Below are 15,097 nucleotides of genomic sequence, written 5' to 3'. Positions count from 1 at the left end.
ACACGCAGAGTACTGGCTTGAAAGCTCTCCGTACAATCTCGTAATGCAACTCCCGCCCCGCCCGCGGGGAATGCGGTAGGGGAGGAGATGCGCGGCGCGATAGGCTCGTGGGACAAGGCCCGGCAGGGCCCGAGCGACGAGCAGAGAGCGGTGCACAGTGTCCGGTGGAGAGGTGGCCGGGATCCTCGTGGCCGTCTTCTGGGCGATCCTGGTCTCGTTCCTCGCCGTGGTGCTGGTGAGGCTCGCCCAGACGCTCAGGGCGACCACCAAACTCGTGGCGGACGTGACCGACCAGGCCGTTCCGCTGCTGGCCGACGCCTCGGCGACGGTGCGCTCCGCGCAGACCCAGCTGGACAAGGTCGACGCCATCGCGAGCGACGTCCAGGAAGTCACCTCCAACGCCTCCGCGCTCTCCACCACCGTCGCCTCCACGTTCGGCGGCCCCCTCGTCAAGGTCGCCGCCTTCGGCTACGGCGTACGGCAGGCCCTCGGTCGCCGCACCACGCCCGAACCGGAACCGGCGCGGGGCCGTGGCTCCGCCCGCCGCACGGTGATCGTCGGCCGGACCGTACCCTCGGCGCGCGAACGCAGGCGCGAACGCCGAAACGCCCGCGGACAGAAGGACTGATCGAGCGATGTTCCGCCGCACGTTCTGGTTCACCGCCGGCGCAGCCGCCGGTGTGTGGGCCACCACCAAGGTCAACCGCAAGCTCAAGCAGCTGACCCCCGAAAGCCTCGCGGCGCAGGCCGCGGACAAGGCGATCGAGACCGGTCACCGGCTCAAGGACTTCGCCCTCGACGTACGGGAGGGCATGGTCCGCCGCGAAGCCGAACTGGGCGGCGCCCTGGGCCTGGACGCACCGGTCGACCCCGATCTTCCCGTACAGCGGCACTTCGCCGTCGAAGCGGCCGAGCCCGCGAACACGTACCGCACGCTTCCCTACAAAACGAACAACCGGAATGAGGACCACTGATGGAGTCGGCTGAAATCCGCCGCCGCTGGCTGAGCTTCTTCGAGGAGCGCGGTCACACCGCCGTGCCTTCGGCGTCGCTCATCGCGGACGACCCGACTCTGCTGCTGGTCCCCGCGGGCATGGTCCCCTTCAAGCCGTACTTCCTCGGCGAGGTCAAGCCGCCCGCCCCGCGCGTCACCAGCGTGCAGAAGTGCGTGCGTACGCCGGACATCGAAGAGGTCGGCAAGACCACCCGCCACGGCACCTTCTTCCAGATGTGCGGCAACTTCTCCTTCGGGGACTACTTCAAGGAAGGCGCCATCCAGCTCGCCTGGGAGGCGCTGACCAACTCCGTCGAGGACGGCGGCTACGGCCTCGACCCCGAGAAGCTCTGGATCACCGTCTACCTCGACGACGACGAGGCCGAGCAGATCTGGCGCGACAAGATCGGCGTCCCGGCCGAGCGCATCCAGCGCCTGGGCAAGAAGGACAACTTCTGGTCCATGGGCGTCCCCGGACCCTGCGGCCCCTGTTCCGAGATCAACTACGACCGCGGCCCCGAGTTCGGCGTCGAGGGCGGCCCGGCCGTCAACGACGAGCGCTACGTGGAGATCTGGAACCTGGTCTTCATGCAGTACGAGCGCGGCGCCGGCGACGGCAAGGAGGACTTCCCGATCCTCGGGGACCTGCCGTCGAAGAACATCGACACCGGTCTCGGCCTCGAACGCCTCGCCATGATCCTGCAGGGCGTGCAGAACATGTACGAGACCGACACCCTGCGCGTCGTCATGGACAGGGCCACCGAGCTGACCGGCGTCCGGTACGGCGCCGACAAGAGCACGGACGTCTCGCTCCGCGTCGTCGCCGACCACATCCGTACGTCGGTGATGCTCATCGGCGACGGCGTCACCCCCGGCAACGAGGGCCGCGGCTATGTGCTGCGCCGCATCATGCGCCGCGCCATCCGCAACATGCGCCTGATGGGCGCCACCGGCTCCGTCGTCAACGAGCTGGTGGACGTCGTGATCAACACGATGGGGCTGCAGTACCCGGAGCTGATCACCGACCGCAAGCGCATCGAGACGGTCGCGCTCGCCGAGGAAGCCGCCTTCCTCAAGGCCCTCAAGGGCGGCACCAACATCCTGGAGACCGCCGTCACCGAGACCAAGGCCGCCGGCGGCCAGGTCCTCGCAGGCGACAAGGCGTTCCTGCTCCACGACACCTGGGGCTTCCCGATCGACCTCACCCTGGAGATGGCCGCCGAGCAGGGGCTCTCCGTGGACGAGGACGGCTTCCGCCGCCTCATGCAGGAGCAGCGCGACAAGGCCAAGGCCGACGCCCGCGCCAAGAAGACCGGTCACGCCGACCTGTCCGCCTACCGCGAGGTCGCCGACACCTCCGGCGCCACCGAGTTCACCGGCTACACCTCCACCGCCGGCGAGTCCACCATCGTCGGTCTGCTGGTCGACGGCGTGCCCTCGCCCGCCGCCACCGAGGGCGACGAGGTCGAGGTCGTCCTCGACCGCACCCCCTTCTACGCCGAGGGCGGCGGCCAGCTCGCCGACACCGGCCGGATCCGGCTCGACACCGGCGCCGTGATCGAGGTCCGCGACGTGCAGAAGCCGGTCCCCGGCGTCCACGTCCACAAGGGCGTCGTCCAGGTCGGCGAGGTGACGGTCGGAGCCTCCGTCTTCGCCTCCATCGACAACACCCGCCGCCGCGCCATCGCCCGCGCCCACAGCGCCACCCACCTCACGCACCAGGCGCTGCGCGACGCGCTCGGCCCGACGGCCGCCCAGGCCGGCTCCGAGAACTCGCCGGGCCGCTTCCGCTTCGACTTCGGTTCGCCCGCCGCCGTACCCGGCACGGTCCTCACCGACGTCGAGCAGCGGATCAACGAGGTCCTCTCGCGGGAACTCGACGTCCAGGCCGAGGTCATGTCCATCGACGAGGCCAAGAAGCAGGGCGCCATCGCCGAGTTCGGCGAGAAGTACGGCGAGCGGGTCCGCGTGGTCACCATCGGCGACTTCTCCAAGGAGCTGTGCGGCGGCACGCACGTCCACAACACCGCCCAGCTGGGTCTGGTGAAGCTGCTCGGCGAGTCCTCCATCGGCTCCGGCGTGCGCCGCATCGAGGCCCTCGTCGGCGTCGACGCGTACAACTTCCTCGCCAAGGAGCACACCGTCGTCGCCCAGCTCCAGGAGCTGGTCAAGGGCCGTCCCGAGGAGCTTCCGGAGAAGATCGCGGGCATGCTCGGCAAGCTGAAGGACGCCGAGAAGGAGATCGAGAAGTTCCGCGCGGAGAAGGTCCTCGCGGCCGCCGCCGGGCTCGTCGAGTCCGCCAAGGACGTCCGCGGCGTCGCCCTGGTCACCGGCCAGGTCCCCGACGGCACCTCCGCCGACGACCTGCGCAAGCTGGTCCTGGACGTACGCGGCCGCATCCAGGGCGACCGCGCGGCCGTCGTGGCCCTGTTCACCACGGCCAACGGCCGCCCGCTCACCGTCATCGCCACCAACGAGGCGGCCCGCGAGCGCGGCCTCAAGGCCGGTGACCTCGTGCGTACGGCCGCCAAGACCCTCGGCGGCGGTGGCGGCGGCAAGCCGGACGTCGCCCAGGGCGGCGGCACGAACCCGGCCGCCATCGGCGACGCCGTCGCCGCGGTCGAACGCCTCGTCACCGAGACGGCGTGACGAGCGGGATGACGGCGATGCGCCGCGGCCGACGGCTCGCCGTCGACGTAGGGGACGCCCGGATCGGGGTCGCCTCGTGCGACCCCGACGGGATCCTGGCCACGCCGGTGGAGACCGTGCCGGGACGCGATGTCCCGGCCGCCCACCGGCGGCTCCGCGGACTCGTCGAGGAGTACGAGCCGATCGAGGTCATCCTCGGCCTGCCGCGCTCCCTCGGTGGCGGCGAGGGCCCCGCGGCCGCCAAGGTCCGGGAGTTCGCGCAGGTGTTCGCTCGTTCGATCGCACCCGTTCCGGTGCGACTGGTGGACGAGAGGATGACCACAGTGACGGCCGCTCAGGGAATGCGCGCCTCGGGCGTGAAGTCCAAGAAGGGCCGGTCTGTCATCGACCAGGCTGCCGCTGTGGTGATCCTTCAGAACGCTCTGGAGTCCGAACGGGCGTCTGGCAATCCCCCCGGTGAGGGCGTCGAAGTGGTTGTCTGATCGCGATACGGTAACGTTCCGCGCGATGCGGCGGTGTTCGAACAAACACCGCACAGCGAAGCGAAGAGACGGAACGTCGTCTCGCGGCTCTAGGGGATCGATGACTGAGTATGGCCGGGGCCCCGGCTCCGAACCGTGGCATCCCGAGGACCCCTTGTACGGGGACCAGGGATGGGGAGGCCCGCAGGCCGCCCACGGCGAGGGCCAGTACGGCGACCAGCAGCAGTCCTATCCGCAGGACCCGTACGCCCAGCAGTACCAGAACCACCAGCAGTACCCGCAGCAGCCGTACGACCAGCAGCATCACCAGCACCAGCAGCACCAGGGGTACGGGCAGCAGCCGCAGCAGAACCACCAGCAGCAGTACGGAGCGCCCCAGCAGGACCCGTACGCCCAGCAGCAGGGTGCCCAGCCGCAGTACAACGGCGGCTGGGACACCGGGCAGCAGACCGCCATGCCGTACGGGGCCGAGCCCCAGGACCCGTACGCGCAGCACCCCGGCGGCTACGACGCGACGCAGGACTACTACGGCACCCCCGAGGCCTACCCGCCGCCGCAGCCCCCGGGCCGCCGCGAGGCCGCGCCCGAGCAGCAGCAACACCAGCAGCAGGAACAGCACCAGCACCAGCAGCAGCCGTCGACGGACTGGGACCCGGACGAGCCGCAGGAAGAGACGCATCCTTTCTTCACCGGTGCGGACGATCCGGCCGGCCGTGAGCCGCGTGACGGCGACGACGACCCGGACGACGACGGATCGCGCGCCTCGCGCCGGGGCGGCAAGAGCAAGAAGAAAAAGAGCCGCAGCGGCTGCGCCTGCCTGGTGGTCTCCGTCGTCCTGCTCGGTGGCCTCGGCGGAGTCAGTTATGTCGGCTACACCTTCTGGAAGAAGCAGTTCGGCGCTCCGGCCGACTTCGCGGGGGCGGGCACCGGCGAGGTCGAGGTCGAGATCCCGGAAGGCTCACTCGGCTACGACATCGCCAACATCCTGCGCAAGAAGGGCGTCATCAAGTCCTCCGACGCCTTCGTCGCGGCGCAGAACGACAACCCCAAGGGGAAGCTGCTCCAGGCCGGCGTCTACCTCCTGAAGAAGGAGATGTCCGCCGCCAGCGCGATCGACCTGATGCTCGACCCCAAGAGCCAGAACGCGTTCGTGATCCCGGAGGGGACCCGTAACGTCAGGGTCTACGAGCTGATCGACAAGCGGCTGGAGCTGAAGAAGGGCACCACGGCGAAGATCGCCAAGACCAAGGCGGAGTCGCTGGGCCTGCCCGACTGGGCGGACGACAACCCGGATGTGAAGGACCCGCTGGAGGGCTTCCTCTACCCGGCGGCCTACCCGGTCCCCAAGGGATCGAAGCCCGAGGACGCCCTGAAGCGGATGGTCAAGCGGGCGAACAAGGAGTACGACAAGGTCGACCTGAAGGCCAGTGCGAAGAAGCTCGGTCTCAAGAGTCCGTGGGAGCTCATCACCGTCGCGAGCCTCGTGCAGGTCGAGGGCAAGTACAAGCACGACTTCGACAAGGTCGCGCGGGTCGTCTACAACCGTCTCAAGCCGGGCAACATGGAGACCGTCGGGCGGCTGGAATTCGACTCCACGGTCAACTACATCAAGGGCCAGAGCACGTTGGACGTGGGTGCCGTCGACGATCTGCGGAAGATCGACGACCCGTACAACACGTACAAGATCATCGGGCTGCCCTCCGGTCCCATCAGCAATCCGGGTGCGGACGCCCTGCATTCGGCCATGAACCCCACACCGGGCCCCTGGTACTACTTCGTCTCGATCAACGAGGACAAGACCGTCTTCGCCGAGACCAACGCGGAACACGAGAAGAACCGTCGGGAGTACGAGGACGGGAAGGCCGGCCAGTGAGCGCGTCACGCCGGGCCGCCGTCCTCGGCTCGCCCATCGCCCACTCCCTCTCCCCGGTCCTGCACCGCGCCGCGTACGCCGAACTCGGCCTGGAGGACTGGTCCTACGACCGGTTCGAGGTCGACGAGGCCGCGCTGCCCGGGTTCGTCCAGGGGCTGGACGGATCCTGGGCCGGGCTGTCGCTGACCATGCCGCTCAAGCGGGCGATCATCCCGCTGCTCGACGAGATCAGCGCGACGGCCGCTTCCGTGGAGGCCGTCAACACGGTCGTGTTCACCGAGGACGGCCGCCGCGTCGGTGACAACACCGACATCCCCGGCATGATCGCCGCCCTGCGCGAACGCGGCGTCGACAAGGTCGAGACCGCCGCCGTCCTCGGCGCCGGCGCCACCGCCTCCTCCGCGCTGGCCGCGCTCGCGGCGATCTGCGCCGGACCGGTCACCGCCTATGTACGCAGCGCCGAGCGGGCGGCCGAGATGCGCGCCTGGGGGGACCGGCTCGGCGTCGACGTCGTGATCGCCGACTGGACGGACGCGGCGGCGGCACTGAGCGCACCCCTGGTCATCGCCACCACCCCGGCCGGGGCCACCGACGCCCTGGCCGGATCCGTACCGGAGACCCCCGGCATCCTCTTCGACGTGCTGTACGAGCCGTGGCCCACCGCGCTCGCCGCCGCCTGGTCCGCGCGCGGCGGGGCGGTGGTCGGCGGACTCGACCTCCTCGTGCACCAGGCCCTGCTCCAGGTCGAGCAGATGACCGGCCGTGTTCCGGCCCCGCTGGCCGCCATGCGGCAGGCCGGGGAAGCGGCGCTCGCCGCCCGCTGACCGGCCACTCGCCGGCCCCGCCGGTCCGTCTGCTGGACCGGCGGCCGGATCGTGTCCCGGGTCGTGGGAGGATCGGAGGCGGCGGGCCAGGGCCGCGCACCCGGTGGCGCCGTTGGATTCAGGCGCGAGCATGAGGAGCACCGTTGAGCAGGTTGCGCTGGCTGACCGCAGGCGAGTCGCACGGTCCCGCACTGGTGGCGACGCTGGAGGGTCTTCCCGCCGGTGTCCCGATCACCACGGAGATGGTGGCGGAGGCGCTGGCCAGGCGACGGCTCGGTTACGGGCGCGGTGCGCGGATGAAGTTCGAGAAGGACGAGGTCACCTTCCTCGGCGGCGTACGCCACGGCCTCACCATGGGATCCCCGGTCGCCGTCATGGTCGGCAACACCGAGTGGCCCAAGTGGGAGCAGGTCATGTCGGCCGACCCGGTCGACCCCGAGGAGCTGGCCCAGCTCGCCCGTAACGCCCCGCTGACCCGCCCCCGGCCCGGCCACGCCGACCTCGCGGGGATGCAGAAGTACGGCTTCGACGAGGCCCGGCCGATCCTGGAGCGCGCCAGCGCCCGGGAGACCGCCGCCCGCGTGGCCCTCGGGACCGTGGCCCGCTCCTACCTCAAGGAGACCGCGGGCATCGAGATCGTCAGCCATGTCGTCGAACTGGCCGCCGCCAAGGCGCCGTACGGCGTCCTCCCGGTCCCCGCCGACGTGGAGAAGCTGGACGCCGACCCGGTCCGCTGCCTGGACGCCGACGCGTCCAAGGCGATGGTGGCCGAGATCGACCAGGCCCACAAGGACGGCGACACCCTCGGCGGCGTCGTCGAGGTGCTGGCGTACGGCGTGCCCGTCGGGCTCGGCTCGCACGTGCACTGGGACCGGCGTCTGGACGCCCGGCTCGCCGCCGCGCTCATGGGCATCCAGGCCATCAAGGGCGTCGAGGTCGGCGACGGCTTCGAGCTGGCCCGGGTCCCCGGCTCGAAGGCGCACGACGAGATCGTCGCCACCGACGAGGGCATCCGGCGCACCTCCGGGCGTTCCGGCGGCACCGAGGGCGGCCTCACCACCGGCGAACTGCTGCGCGTGCGCGCCGCGATGAAGCCCATCGCGACCGTGCCGCGCGCGCTGGCCACCGTGGACGTCACCACCGGCGAGGCCACCAAGGCCCACCACCAGCGCTCCGACGTCTGCGCCGTCCCGGCGGCAGGCATCGTCGCGGAGGCGATGGTCGCCCTGGTCCTGGCCGACGCGGTCGCGGAGAAGTTCGGCGGCGACAGCGTGGCCGAGACCCGCCGCAACGTCCAGTCGTACCTCGACCACCTCCAGATCCGATGAGCGGCCCCCTGGTCGTCCTCGTCGGCCCGATGGGCGTCGGCAAGTCCACCGTCGGCGAACTGCTCGCCGCCCGGCTCGGCACCACCTACCGGGACACCGACGCGGACGTCGTCGCCGAGGCCGGCAAGCCGATCGCGGAGATCTTCTACGACGAGGGCGAGGAGCACTTCCGGGCCCTGGAGCGCCGCGCCGTCGAGGCGGCCGTCGCCGGGCACCCGGGCGTCCTCTCCCTCGGTGGCGGAGCCGTCCTGGACCGGGCGACCAGGGAGCTGCTGGCCGGCCGGCCGGTCGTCTACCTCTCCATGGACGTGGACGAGGCCGTCCGCCGCGTCGGCCTCGGCGCCGCCCGCCCGCTGCTCGCGGTCAACCCGCGCCGGCAGTGGCGCGAGCTGATGGACGCCCGCCGCCACCTCTACGAAGAGGTCGCCCGTACCGTCGTCGCCACCGACGAACACACCCCCGAAGAGGTCGCCCAGGCGATCATCGACGCACTGGAACTGCCGGAGGGCGCTGCCGCCCCCGGCGTGGAGAACACCGGCATGACGCAGCAGGGCCCCACCCGCATCCAGGTCGCAGGCTCCGCGGGCTCCGACCCGTACGAGGTCCTCGTCGGCCACCAGCTCCTCGGCGAGCTGCCCCAGCTCATCGGCGACCGTGCCCAACGGGTCGCCGTGCTGCACCCCGAGGCGCTCGCCGAGACCGGTGAGGCGGTCCGCCAGGACCTCGCCGACCAGGGGTACGAGGCCATCGCCATCCAGCTGCCCAACGCGGAGGAGGCCAAGACCGTCGAGGTCGCCGCCTACTGCTGGAAGGCGCTCGGCCAGACCGGCTTCACCCGCACCGACGTCATCGTCGGCATCGGCGGCGGCGCCACCACGGACGTCGCCGGGTTCGTCGCGGCCAGCTGGCTGCGCGGGGTCCGCTGGATCGCGATCCCGACCACCGTGCTCGGCATGGTCGACGCGGCCGTCGGCGGCAAGACCGGCATCAACACCGCCGAGGGCAAGAACCTCGTCGGCGCCTTCCACCCGCCCGCCGGTGTGCTCTGCGACCTCGCCGCGCTCGCATCGCTGCCGGTCAACGACTACGTCTCCGGCATGGCCGAGATCATCAAGGCCGGTTTCATCGCCGACCCGGTCATCCTCGACCTGGTCGAGGCCGACCCCGAGGGCGCGCGCACCCCGGCCGGTCCGCACACCGCCGAGCTGATCGAGCGGTCCATCCGGGTCAAGGCCGAGGTCGTCTCCAGCGACCTCAAGGAGTCCGGACTCCGCGAGATCCTCAACTACGGCCACACCCTGGCCCACGCCATCGAGAAGAACGAGCGCTACAAGTGGCGCCACGGCGCGGCCGTCTCCATCGGCATGGTCTTCGCCGCCGAGCTGGGCCGGCTCGCCGGACGCCTCGACGACGCCACCGCCGACCGGCACCGCAGCGTCCTGGAGTCGGTGGGCCTGCCGCTCACCTACCGCGGTGACCAGTGGCCCAAGCTGCTGGAGAACATGAAGGTCGACAAGAAGTCGCGCGGCGACCTGCTGCGCTTCATCGTCCTGGACGGCATCGGCAAGCCCACCGTCCTGGAGGGTCCCGACCCGGCCGTGCTGCTCGCCGCCTACGGGGAGGTCTCCGCGTGACCCGCAGGGTCCTCGTCCTGAACGGCCCCAACCTCGGCCGCCTCGGCTCGCGCGAGCCCGACGTCTACGGGGCCACCTCCTACGCCGGACTCGTCGAGACCTGCACCGCGCTCGGCAAGGAGCTCTGCTTCGACGTCGAGGTGCGCGAGACCAACGACGAGGGCGAGCTGATCCGCTGGCTCCACGAGGCGGCGGACGGGTCGATTCCGGTCGTTCTCAACCCGGGCGCCTTCACGCACTACTCGTACGGGATGCGGGACGCGGCGGCCCAGCGCACCGCCCCGCTGATCGAGGTGCACATCTCCAACCCGTACACCCGCGAGGAGTTCCGGCACACGTCCGTGGTCGCCGCGGTGGCCACGGGCACGGTGGCCGGGTTCGGCATCGGCTCCTACCGGCTCGCCCTGCGCGCCCTGGCCGACGAACTGACGGATTGACGGAGCGACCTACGGAGGACCGACGCACGGACGGGCACCGACGCGATGCCCGTCCGCCTCCGTACGGCCGGCGGGCACTTCGCACCCTCCCGGGCCGTTCACCCCGAGACGGCCCGGGAAGGTACGGTAGCCGTCCCATCAGCGTCAGTTGCGGTTACGAGACGGAGTGGCACCGGATGCAGCACGCAGTGGGGGCCCCGCTGCCGCCGCCCCACGGACCCGGTATCGGGCACGTCGGCCGGCCGTACCAGGCCCAGCACCCCGGTCACCCCGGCACGCCCCCGATACCCCCGCCGCCCCCGGCCCCCGGCCAGGCCCCGCCGCCTCCCGCGCCCGGTCAGGCCCCGCCTCTCCAGGGCCCGGGCCAGGCACCGCCTCCCCCCGCTCCGGGGCAGGGCCCGCCCCCTCCGGCTCCGGGTCAGGCACCGCCTCCGCAGGCTCCCGGCCAGACCCCGCAGCACGGCTGGAGCGGCACCGGCCCCACGCCCCCCGCCAGGGAGGCCGTCGGGCACACCGGGCACGTCCAGCTGCCCCCGGGCGGACCCGTACCGCTGCCCGCGCCCCCCGCCGGGGCCGGCACCGGCGGCGCGACGCTCGCCGTGCTGCTCATCGGCCCGGCCGGGGCGGGCAAGACCACCGTCGCCAAGCTCTGGGCCGCCCGTCGCCGGGTGCCCACCGCCCATGTCTCCCTCGACGACGTCCGCGAATGGGTCTGCTCCGGCTTCGCCGACCCGCAGGCCGGCTGGAACGACCACTCCGAGGCGCAGTACCGCCTGGCCCGCCGCACCTGCGGCTTCGCCGCCCGTAACTTCCTCGCCAACGGCATCTCCTGCATCCTCGACGACGCCGTCTTCCCCGACCGCCCGGTCGTCGGCCTCGGCGGCTGGAAGCGCCATGTGGGCCCCGGCCTGCTGCCCGTGGTCCTGCTGCCCGGCCTGGAGATCGTCCTGGAGCGCAACGCCGCCCGCAGCGGCAACCGCAGGCTCTCCGACGAGGAGGTCGCCCGCATCCACGGCCGGATGGCCGGCTGGTACGGCTCCGGCCTCCCGATCATCGACAACTCCACGTACGACGTCGAGACCACCGCCCGCGTCCTGGACGACGTGCTGGCCCGCTCCATCGCGAGCCCGCCCGCCTGGTAACGACAGCGCTCCGCCCCCCGGTCGGGTGCGCTGGCCGGGCGGGCCTGCGCCCCCGCTCGTACGCTCGAACCATGTCAGAGGTGCACGCCGTCCGACGCGGGCTGCTCCGCGACCGGTGCGCCGCCGCGGGCTCCGCGGCCGCCCTGGTCTCCCGCCCCGCCAACGTCCGCTATCTCGCGGGCGGAGCGCCGCCCGGCGCCGTGCTGCTGCTCGGCCCCGGCGAGGACGTTCTGCTCTGCCCCCGGGCCCCGACCGGTGAACCCGCCCACGGGCGGCCCGACGAGGCGCTCCGGATCGACCTCCTGCCCGTACCGGACGCGGATCCGGTGGTCGCCGCCGCCGGCCTCGCCGCCGCGTCCGGCGCGGGTTCGCTCGCCGTCGAGGAGCACGATCTGACCGTGGCCCGGCACCGGGCCATGGCGAAGGCCGCTCCGCGCCTGGACCTGGCCGATCTGGGCTTCACCGTGGAGCAGCAGCGGATCGTCAAGGACGAGGAGGAGATCGGCTGCCTCCGGATTGCCGCCGAGATCACCGACCAGGCCCTCGGCGAACTCCTCGAATCGATCCTGGTCGGCCGCACCGAGCGCCATCTCGCCCTCGAACTGGAGCGCCGCCTGGTCGACCACGGGGCGGACGGCCCCGCCTTCGCCACCTCCGTGGCCACCGGCCCCAACTCCGGCCAGGGCCGCCACCGGCCCTCCGACCGCAGGGTGGAGGAGGGGGATTTCCTCTCCGTCCGGCTGGGCGCGAGCTACCACGGCTACCGCTGCGAGATCGGCCGGACCTTCGTCATCGGCACCGCGCCCGCCGAGTGGCAGATCGAGCTCTACGACCTCGTTTTCGCCGCTCAGCGGGCCGGCCGGGAAGCCCTGGCACCGGGGGCCGCCTACCGGGACGTGGACCGGGCCGCCCGGCACCTGCTGGAATCCGCGGGGCACGGAGAGGGGCTTCAGCCGAGGACCGGGCACGGTGTGGGGCTCGAAATCGAGGAGGACCCGCAACTGGCACCGACAGCCATGGGTAAACTGGACGCTTGTGTGCCGGTCACCGTCGAACCGGGGGTCCACCTCCGGGGCCGGGGCGGTGTCCGGATCGATGACACGCTCGTCGTGCGCCCCGAGGCGGACGGCGGACCCGAGCTACTCACCATGACGACCAAGGAGCTGCTCGCGCTCTAGCGCGCATCCTCGGTCGTTCCACCAGCTTCAGTCCAGGAGATTCCGCAACCGTGGCTTCCACGAACGACCTCAAGAACGGCCTGGTGCTCAAGCTCGACGGAGGCCAGCTCTGGTCCGTCGTCGAGTTCCAGCACGTCAAGCCCGGCAAGGGCCCCGCCTTCGTGCGCACCAAGCTCAAGAACGTGCTCTCCGGCAAGGTCGTCGACAAGACGTTCAACGCCGGCGTGAAGGTCGATACGGCCACCATTGACCGCCGTGACATGCAGTTCTCGTACATGGACGGCGAGTACTTCGTCTTCATGGACATGGACACGTACGACCAGCTCATGGTCGACCGCAAGGCCGTCGGCGACGCCGCCAACTTCCTGATCGAGGGCTTCACCGCCTCCGTCGCCCAGCACGAGGGCGAGGTGCTCTACGTCGAGCTGCCCGCCGCCGTCGAGCTGACGATCCAGCACACCGACCCGGGCGTGCAGGGCGACCGCTCCACCGGCGGCACCAAGCCCGCCACCCTGGAGACCGGCTACGAGATCGGCGTGCCGCTCTTCATCAGCACCGGCGAGAAGATCAAGGTCGACACCCGCTCGGGCGACTACCTCGGCCGGGTGAACAGCTAACCGTGGCTGCCCGGAACAAGGCCCGCAAGCGCGCCTTCCAGATCCTCTTCGAGGCCGACCAGCGCGGTGAGTCCGTGCAGAGCGTCCTCGCGGACTGGGTTCGGCACTCGCGGACCGACGACCGTCAGCCGCCGGTCGGCGAATTCACGATGGAGCTCGTCGAGGGGTACGCGCAGTACGCGGACCGGATCGACGACCTCATCGTCACCTACGCCGTGGACTGGGAGATCGACCGGATGCCGGTCGTCGACCGGAGCATCCTGCGGCTCGGTGCGTACGAGCTGATCTGGATGGACGAGACCCCGGACGCCGTGGTGATCGACGAGGCCGTCCAGCTCGCCAAGGAGTTCTCCACCGATGACTCCCCGTCCTTCGTGAACGGCCTGCTGGCCCGTTTCAAGGACCTCAAGCCGAACCTCCGCCGGGAGCAGTAGCCCCGGCCGCGACGGTTCGGTCGCACACGCCTCGAAGGGCCCACGGCCGACCGGCCGTGGGCCCTTCGGTGTACCCGCCGCGACACCGGGCACAGAAAGACGCCGGGCGGGCGGGAACCCGAAGGTCCCCGCCCGCCCGGCGGCACGTTTCTGCTGTGGGGTCCGGCCCCGCTCGCTCAGCCCTCGTCGTGGGCGACCGCGCGGCGCGCGTCCGCGTCCAGCACGCCCCAGCTGATGAGCTGCTCCGTGAGCACGGAAGGCGACTGGTCGTAGATCACGGCGAGCGTGCGCAGGTCGTCCTGACGGATCGAGAGCACCTTGCCGTTGTAGTCACCGCGCTGGCTCTGGATGGTCGCCGCGTAGCGCTGCAGCGGACCGGCCTTCTCCGGCGGGACGTGGGCGAGGCGCTCCAGGTCCAGAACGAGCTTCGGCGGCGGCTCGGCGGCTCCGCCCGGCGTCGTACCGGGCAGCAGCTCCTGCACCGGGACCCCGTAGAAGTCCGCCAGCTCGGCGAGGCGCTGCACGGTCACGGCACGGTCGCCGCGCTCGTACGAACCGACCACGACGGCCTTCCAGCGACCCTGGGACTTCTCCTCCACGCCGTGGAGGGAAAGGCCCTGCTGGGTGCGGATGGCACGGAGTTTGGCCCCGAGCTGCTTTGCGTATTCGCTGGACATATGGCTCCCCGGACGCTGGAACAGTGTGCGGCTCCGCCGCGTGGCTGGTAACTCACTGTGAGGTTACGCAGCGTTACTTGGATGCGTCAAGCCGAATGGTCCGGACCGGCACCTCCCGGGGGCGGGGTCAGGGCCGAGCACAAGCCCTGGTAGCGTGGATGACGCAATTTCGACGTCCTTTAACGATCCGTCCCGTGAGGCGGAGAAGGAGGTCCGTTTCTTATGGACGCACAGCACGACGACACCGGCAACGCGGCGCGCCCCGTTCTCGAGGCCCCCGACATCGCCCGTGTTCTGACCCGTATCGCCCACGAGATCGTCGAACGCGCCAAGGGCGCCGACGACGTGGTGCTGCTCGGCATCCCGACGCGGGGCGTCTTCCTCGCCCGCCGGCTCGCCGACAAACTCGAACAGATCACCGGCCGGAAGACGCCGGTCGGATCGCTCGACATCACGATGTACCGCGACGACCTGCGGCTGCGCCCGGCGCGCGCCCTGGCCCGCACCGACATCCCCGGCGAGGGGATCGAGGGCAGCCTGGTCGTCCTGGTCGACGACGTGCTCTTCTCCGGCCGCACGATCCGCGCCGCCCTCGACGCGCTCGGCGACATCGGCCGCCCGCGTGCGGTGCAGCTCGCGGTCCTCGTCGACCGCGGCCACCGGGAGCTCCCGATCCGCGCGGACTACGTCGGCAAGAACCTCCCCACGTCGCTGCGGGAGACGGTCAAGGTCCAGCTCGCCGAGGAGGACGGCCGCGACGCCGTGCTGCTCGGCGTCAAGCAGACCGCCCCCGCGGACGCGCAGTAGCCCGAGCTCTCCCGTACGCCC

General features: G+C 71.3%; 15 protein-coding genes. 14 read left to right on the top strand and 1 reads right to left on the bottom strand.

Features of this window, described 5'->3' with window-relative positions:
• The first annotated feature begins 172 nt into the window (after positions 1-172).
• The 13 genes from ACSMXR_RS04550 to nusB all read left to right on the top strand — a co-directional run bounded on the left by ACSMXR_RS04550 (position 173) and on the right by nusB (position 13,592).
• A complete protein-coding gene (locus ACSMXR_RS04550) occupies positions 173-628 on the top strand; it encodes a DUF948 domain-containing protein (protein ID WP_103512203.1) in 456 nt (151 codons plus the stop codon).
• 7 nt (positions 629-635) lie between these two features.
• Positions 636-974 carry a DUF6167 family protein gene (locus ACSMXR_RS04545; protein ID WP_137232302.1) on the top strand — a complete coding sequence of 113 codons (339 nt, stop codon included), beginning with the start codon at positions 636-638 and terminating at the stop codon, positions 972-974.
• Complete coding sequence (gene alaS / locus ACSMXR_RS04540) at positions 974-3,643, top strand: alanine--tRNA ligase (protein ID WP_137232303.1); 2,670 nt, start codon at positions 974-976, stop codon at positions 3,641-3,643. Before ACSMXR_RS04545 ends, alaS begins: the two co-directional genes overlap by 1 nt.
• 8 nt (positions 3,644-3,651) lie before the next feature.
• Positions 3,652-4,125, top strand: coding sequence for a Holliday junction resolvase RuvX (ruvX, locus tag ACSMXR_RS04535; RefSeq protein ID WP_181011087.1), 474 nt, complete (start codon positions 3,652-3,654; stop codon positions 4,123-4,125).
• Between the two features lie 100 nt (positions 4,126-4,225).
• On the top strand, positions 4,226-5,998 hold the full coding sequence (mltG, locus tag ACSMXR_RS04530) for an endolytic transglycosylase MltG (RefSeq protein WP_473171286.1): 1,773 nt from the start codon (positions 4,226-4,228) through the stop codon (positions 5,996-5,998).
• The gene (locus ACSMXR_RS04525) at positions 5,995-6,822 is read left to right on the top strand and encodes a shikimate dehydrogenase (RefSeq protein ID WP_473171285.1); all 828 of its coding nucleotides are present in this window, start codon (positions 5,995-5,997) and stop codon (positions 6,820-6,822) included. The genes mltG and ACSMXR_RS04525 overlap by 4 nt, the downstream gene beginning before the upstream one ends.
• Before the next feature lie 143 nt (positions 6,823-6,965).
• Complete coding sequence (aroC, locus tag ACSMXR_RS04520) at positions 6,966-8,150, top strand: chorismate synthase (protein WP_103512187.1); 1,185 nt, start codon at positions 6,966-6,968, stop codon at positions 8,148-8,150.
• A complete protein-coding gene (gene aroB / locus ACSMXR_RS04515) occupies positions 8,147-9,784 on the top strand; it encodes a 3-dehydroquinate synthase (RefSeq protein ID WP_137232307.1) in 1,638 nt (545 codons plus the stop codon). Before aroC ends, aroB begins: the two co-directional genes overlap by 4 nt.
• A complete protein-coding gene (locus ACSMXR_RS04510) occupies positions 9,781-10,221 on the top strand; it encodes a type II 3-dehydroquinate dehydratase (protein WP_473171284.1) in 441 nt (146 codons plus the stop codon). Before aroB ends, ACSMXR_RS04510 begins: the two co-directional genes overlap by 4 nt.
• 176 nt (positions 10,222-10,397) lie before the next feature.
• A complete protein-coding gene (locus ACSMXR_RS04505; RefSeq protein WP_381853153.1) occupies positions 10,398-11,363 on the top strand; it encodes an AAA family ATPase in 966 nt (321 codons plus the stop codon).
• A 71-nt stretch (positions 11,364-11,434) separates the two neighbouring features.
• Positions 11,435-12,541: a M24 family metallopeptidase gene (locus tag ACSMXR_RS04500; protein WP_473171283.1), complete on the top strand. Its 1,107-nt coding sequence runs from the start codon at positions 11,435-11,437 to the stop codon at positions 12,539-12,541.
• A gap of 50 nt (positions 12,542-12,591) precedes the next feature.
• Positions 12,592-13,158: an elongation factor P gene (gene efp, locus ACSMXR_RS04495; RefSeq protein WP_018515205.1), complete on the top strand. Its 567-nt coding sequence runs from the start codon at positions 12,592-12,594 to the stop codon at positions 13,156-13,158.
• A 2-nt stretch (positions 13,159-13,160) separates the two neighbouring features.
• Complete coding sequence (gene nusB / locus ACSMXR_RS04490; protein ID WP_010057335.1) at positions 13,161-13,592, top strand: transcription antitermination factor NusB; 432 nt, start codon at positions 13,161-13,163, stop codon at positions 13,590-13,592.
• Between the two features lie 176 nt (positions 13,593-13,768).
• On the opposite strand, the gene bldD is transcribed toward nusB, so the two are convergent.
• Complete coding sequence (bldD, locus tag ACSMXR_RS04485; protein ID WP_014157378.1) at positions 13,769-14,269, bottom strand: transcriptional regulator BldD; 501 nt, start codon at positions 14,267-14,269, stop codon at positions 13,769-13,771.
• 222 nt (positions 14,270-14,491) lie between these two features.
• Here bldD and pyrR point away from each other — a divergent pair, with 222 nt between their 5' ends.
• Positions 14,492-15,076, top strand: a complete 585-nt coding sequence (gene pyrR, locus ACSMXR_RS04480) for a bifunctional pyr operon transcriptional regulator/uracil phosphoribosyltransferase PyrR (RefSeq protein WP_030085979.1) — start codon at positions 14,492-14,494, stop codon at positions 15,074-15,076.
• The last annotated feature ends 21 nt before the right edge of the window (positions 15,077-15,097 follow it).

Source organism: Streptomyces sp. DSM 106670, from assembly GCF_055792845.1.
This window is presented reverse-complemented; position numbering and strand designations above follow the sequence as displayed.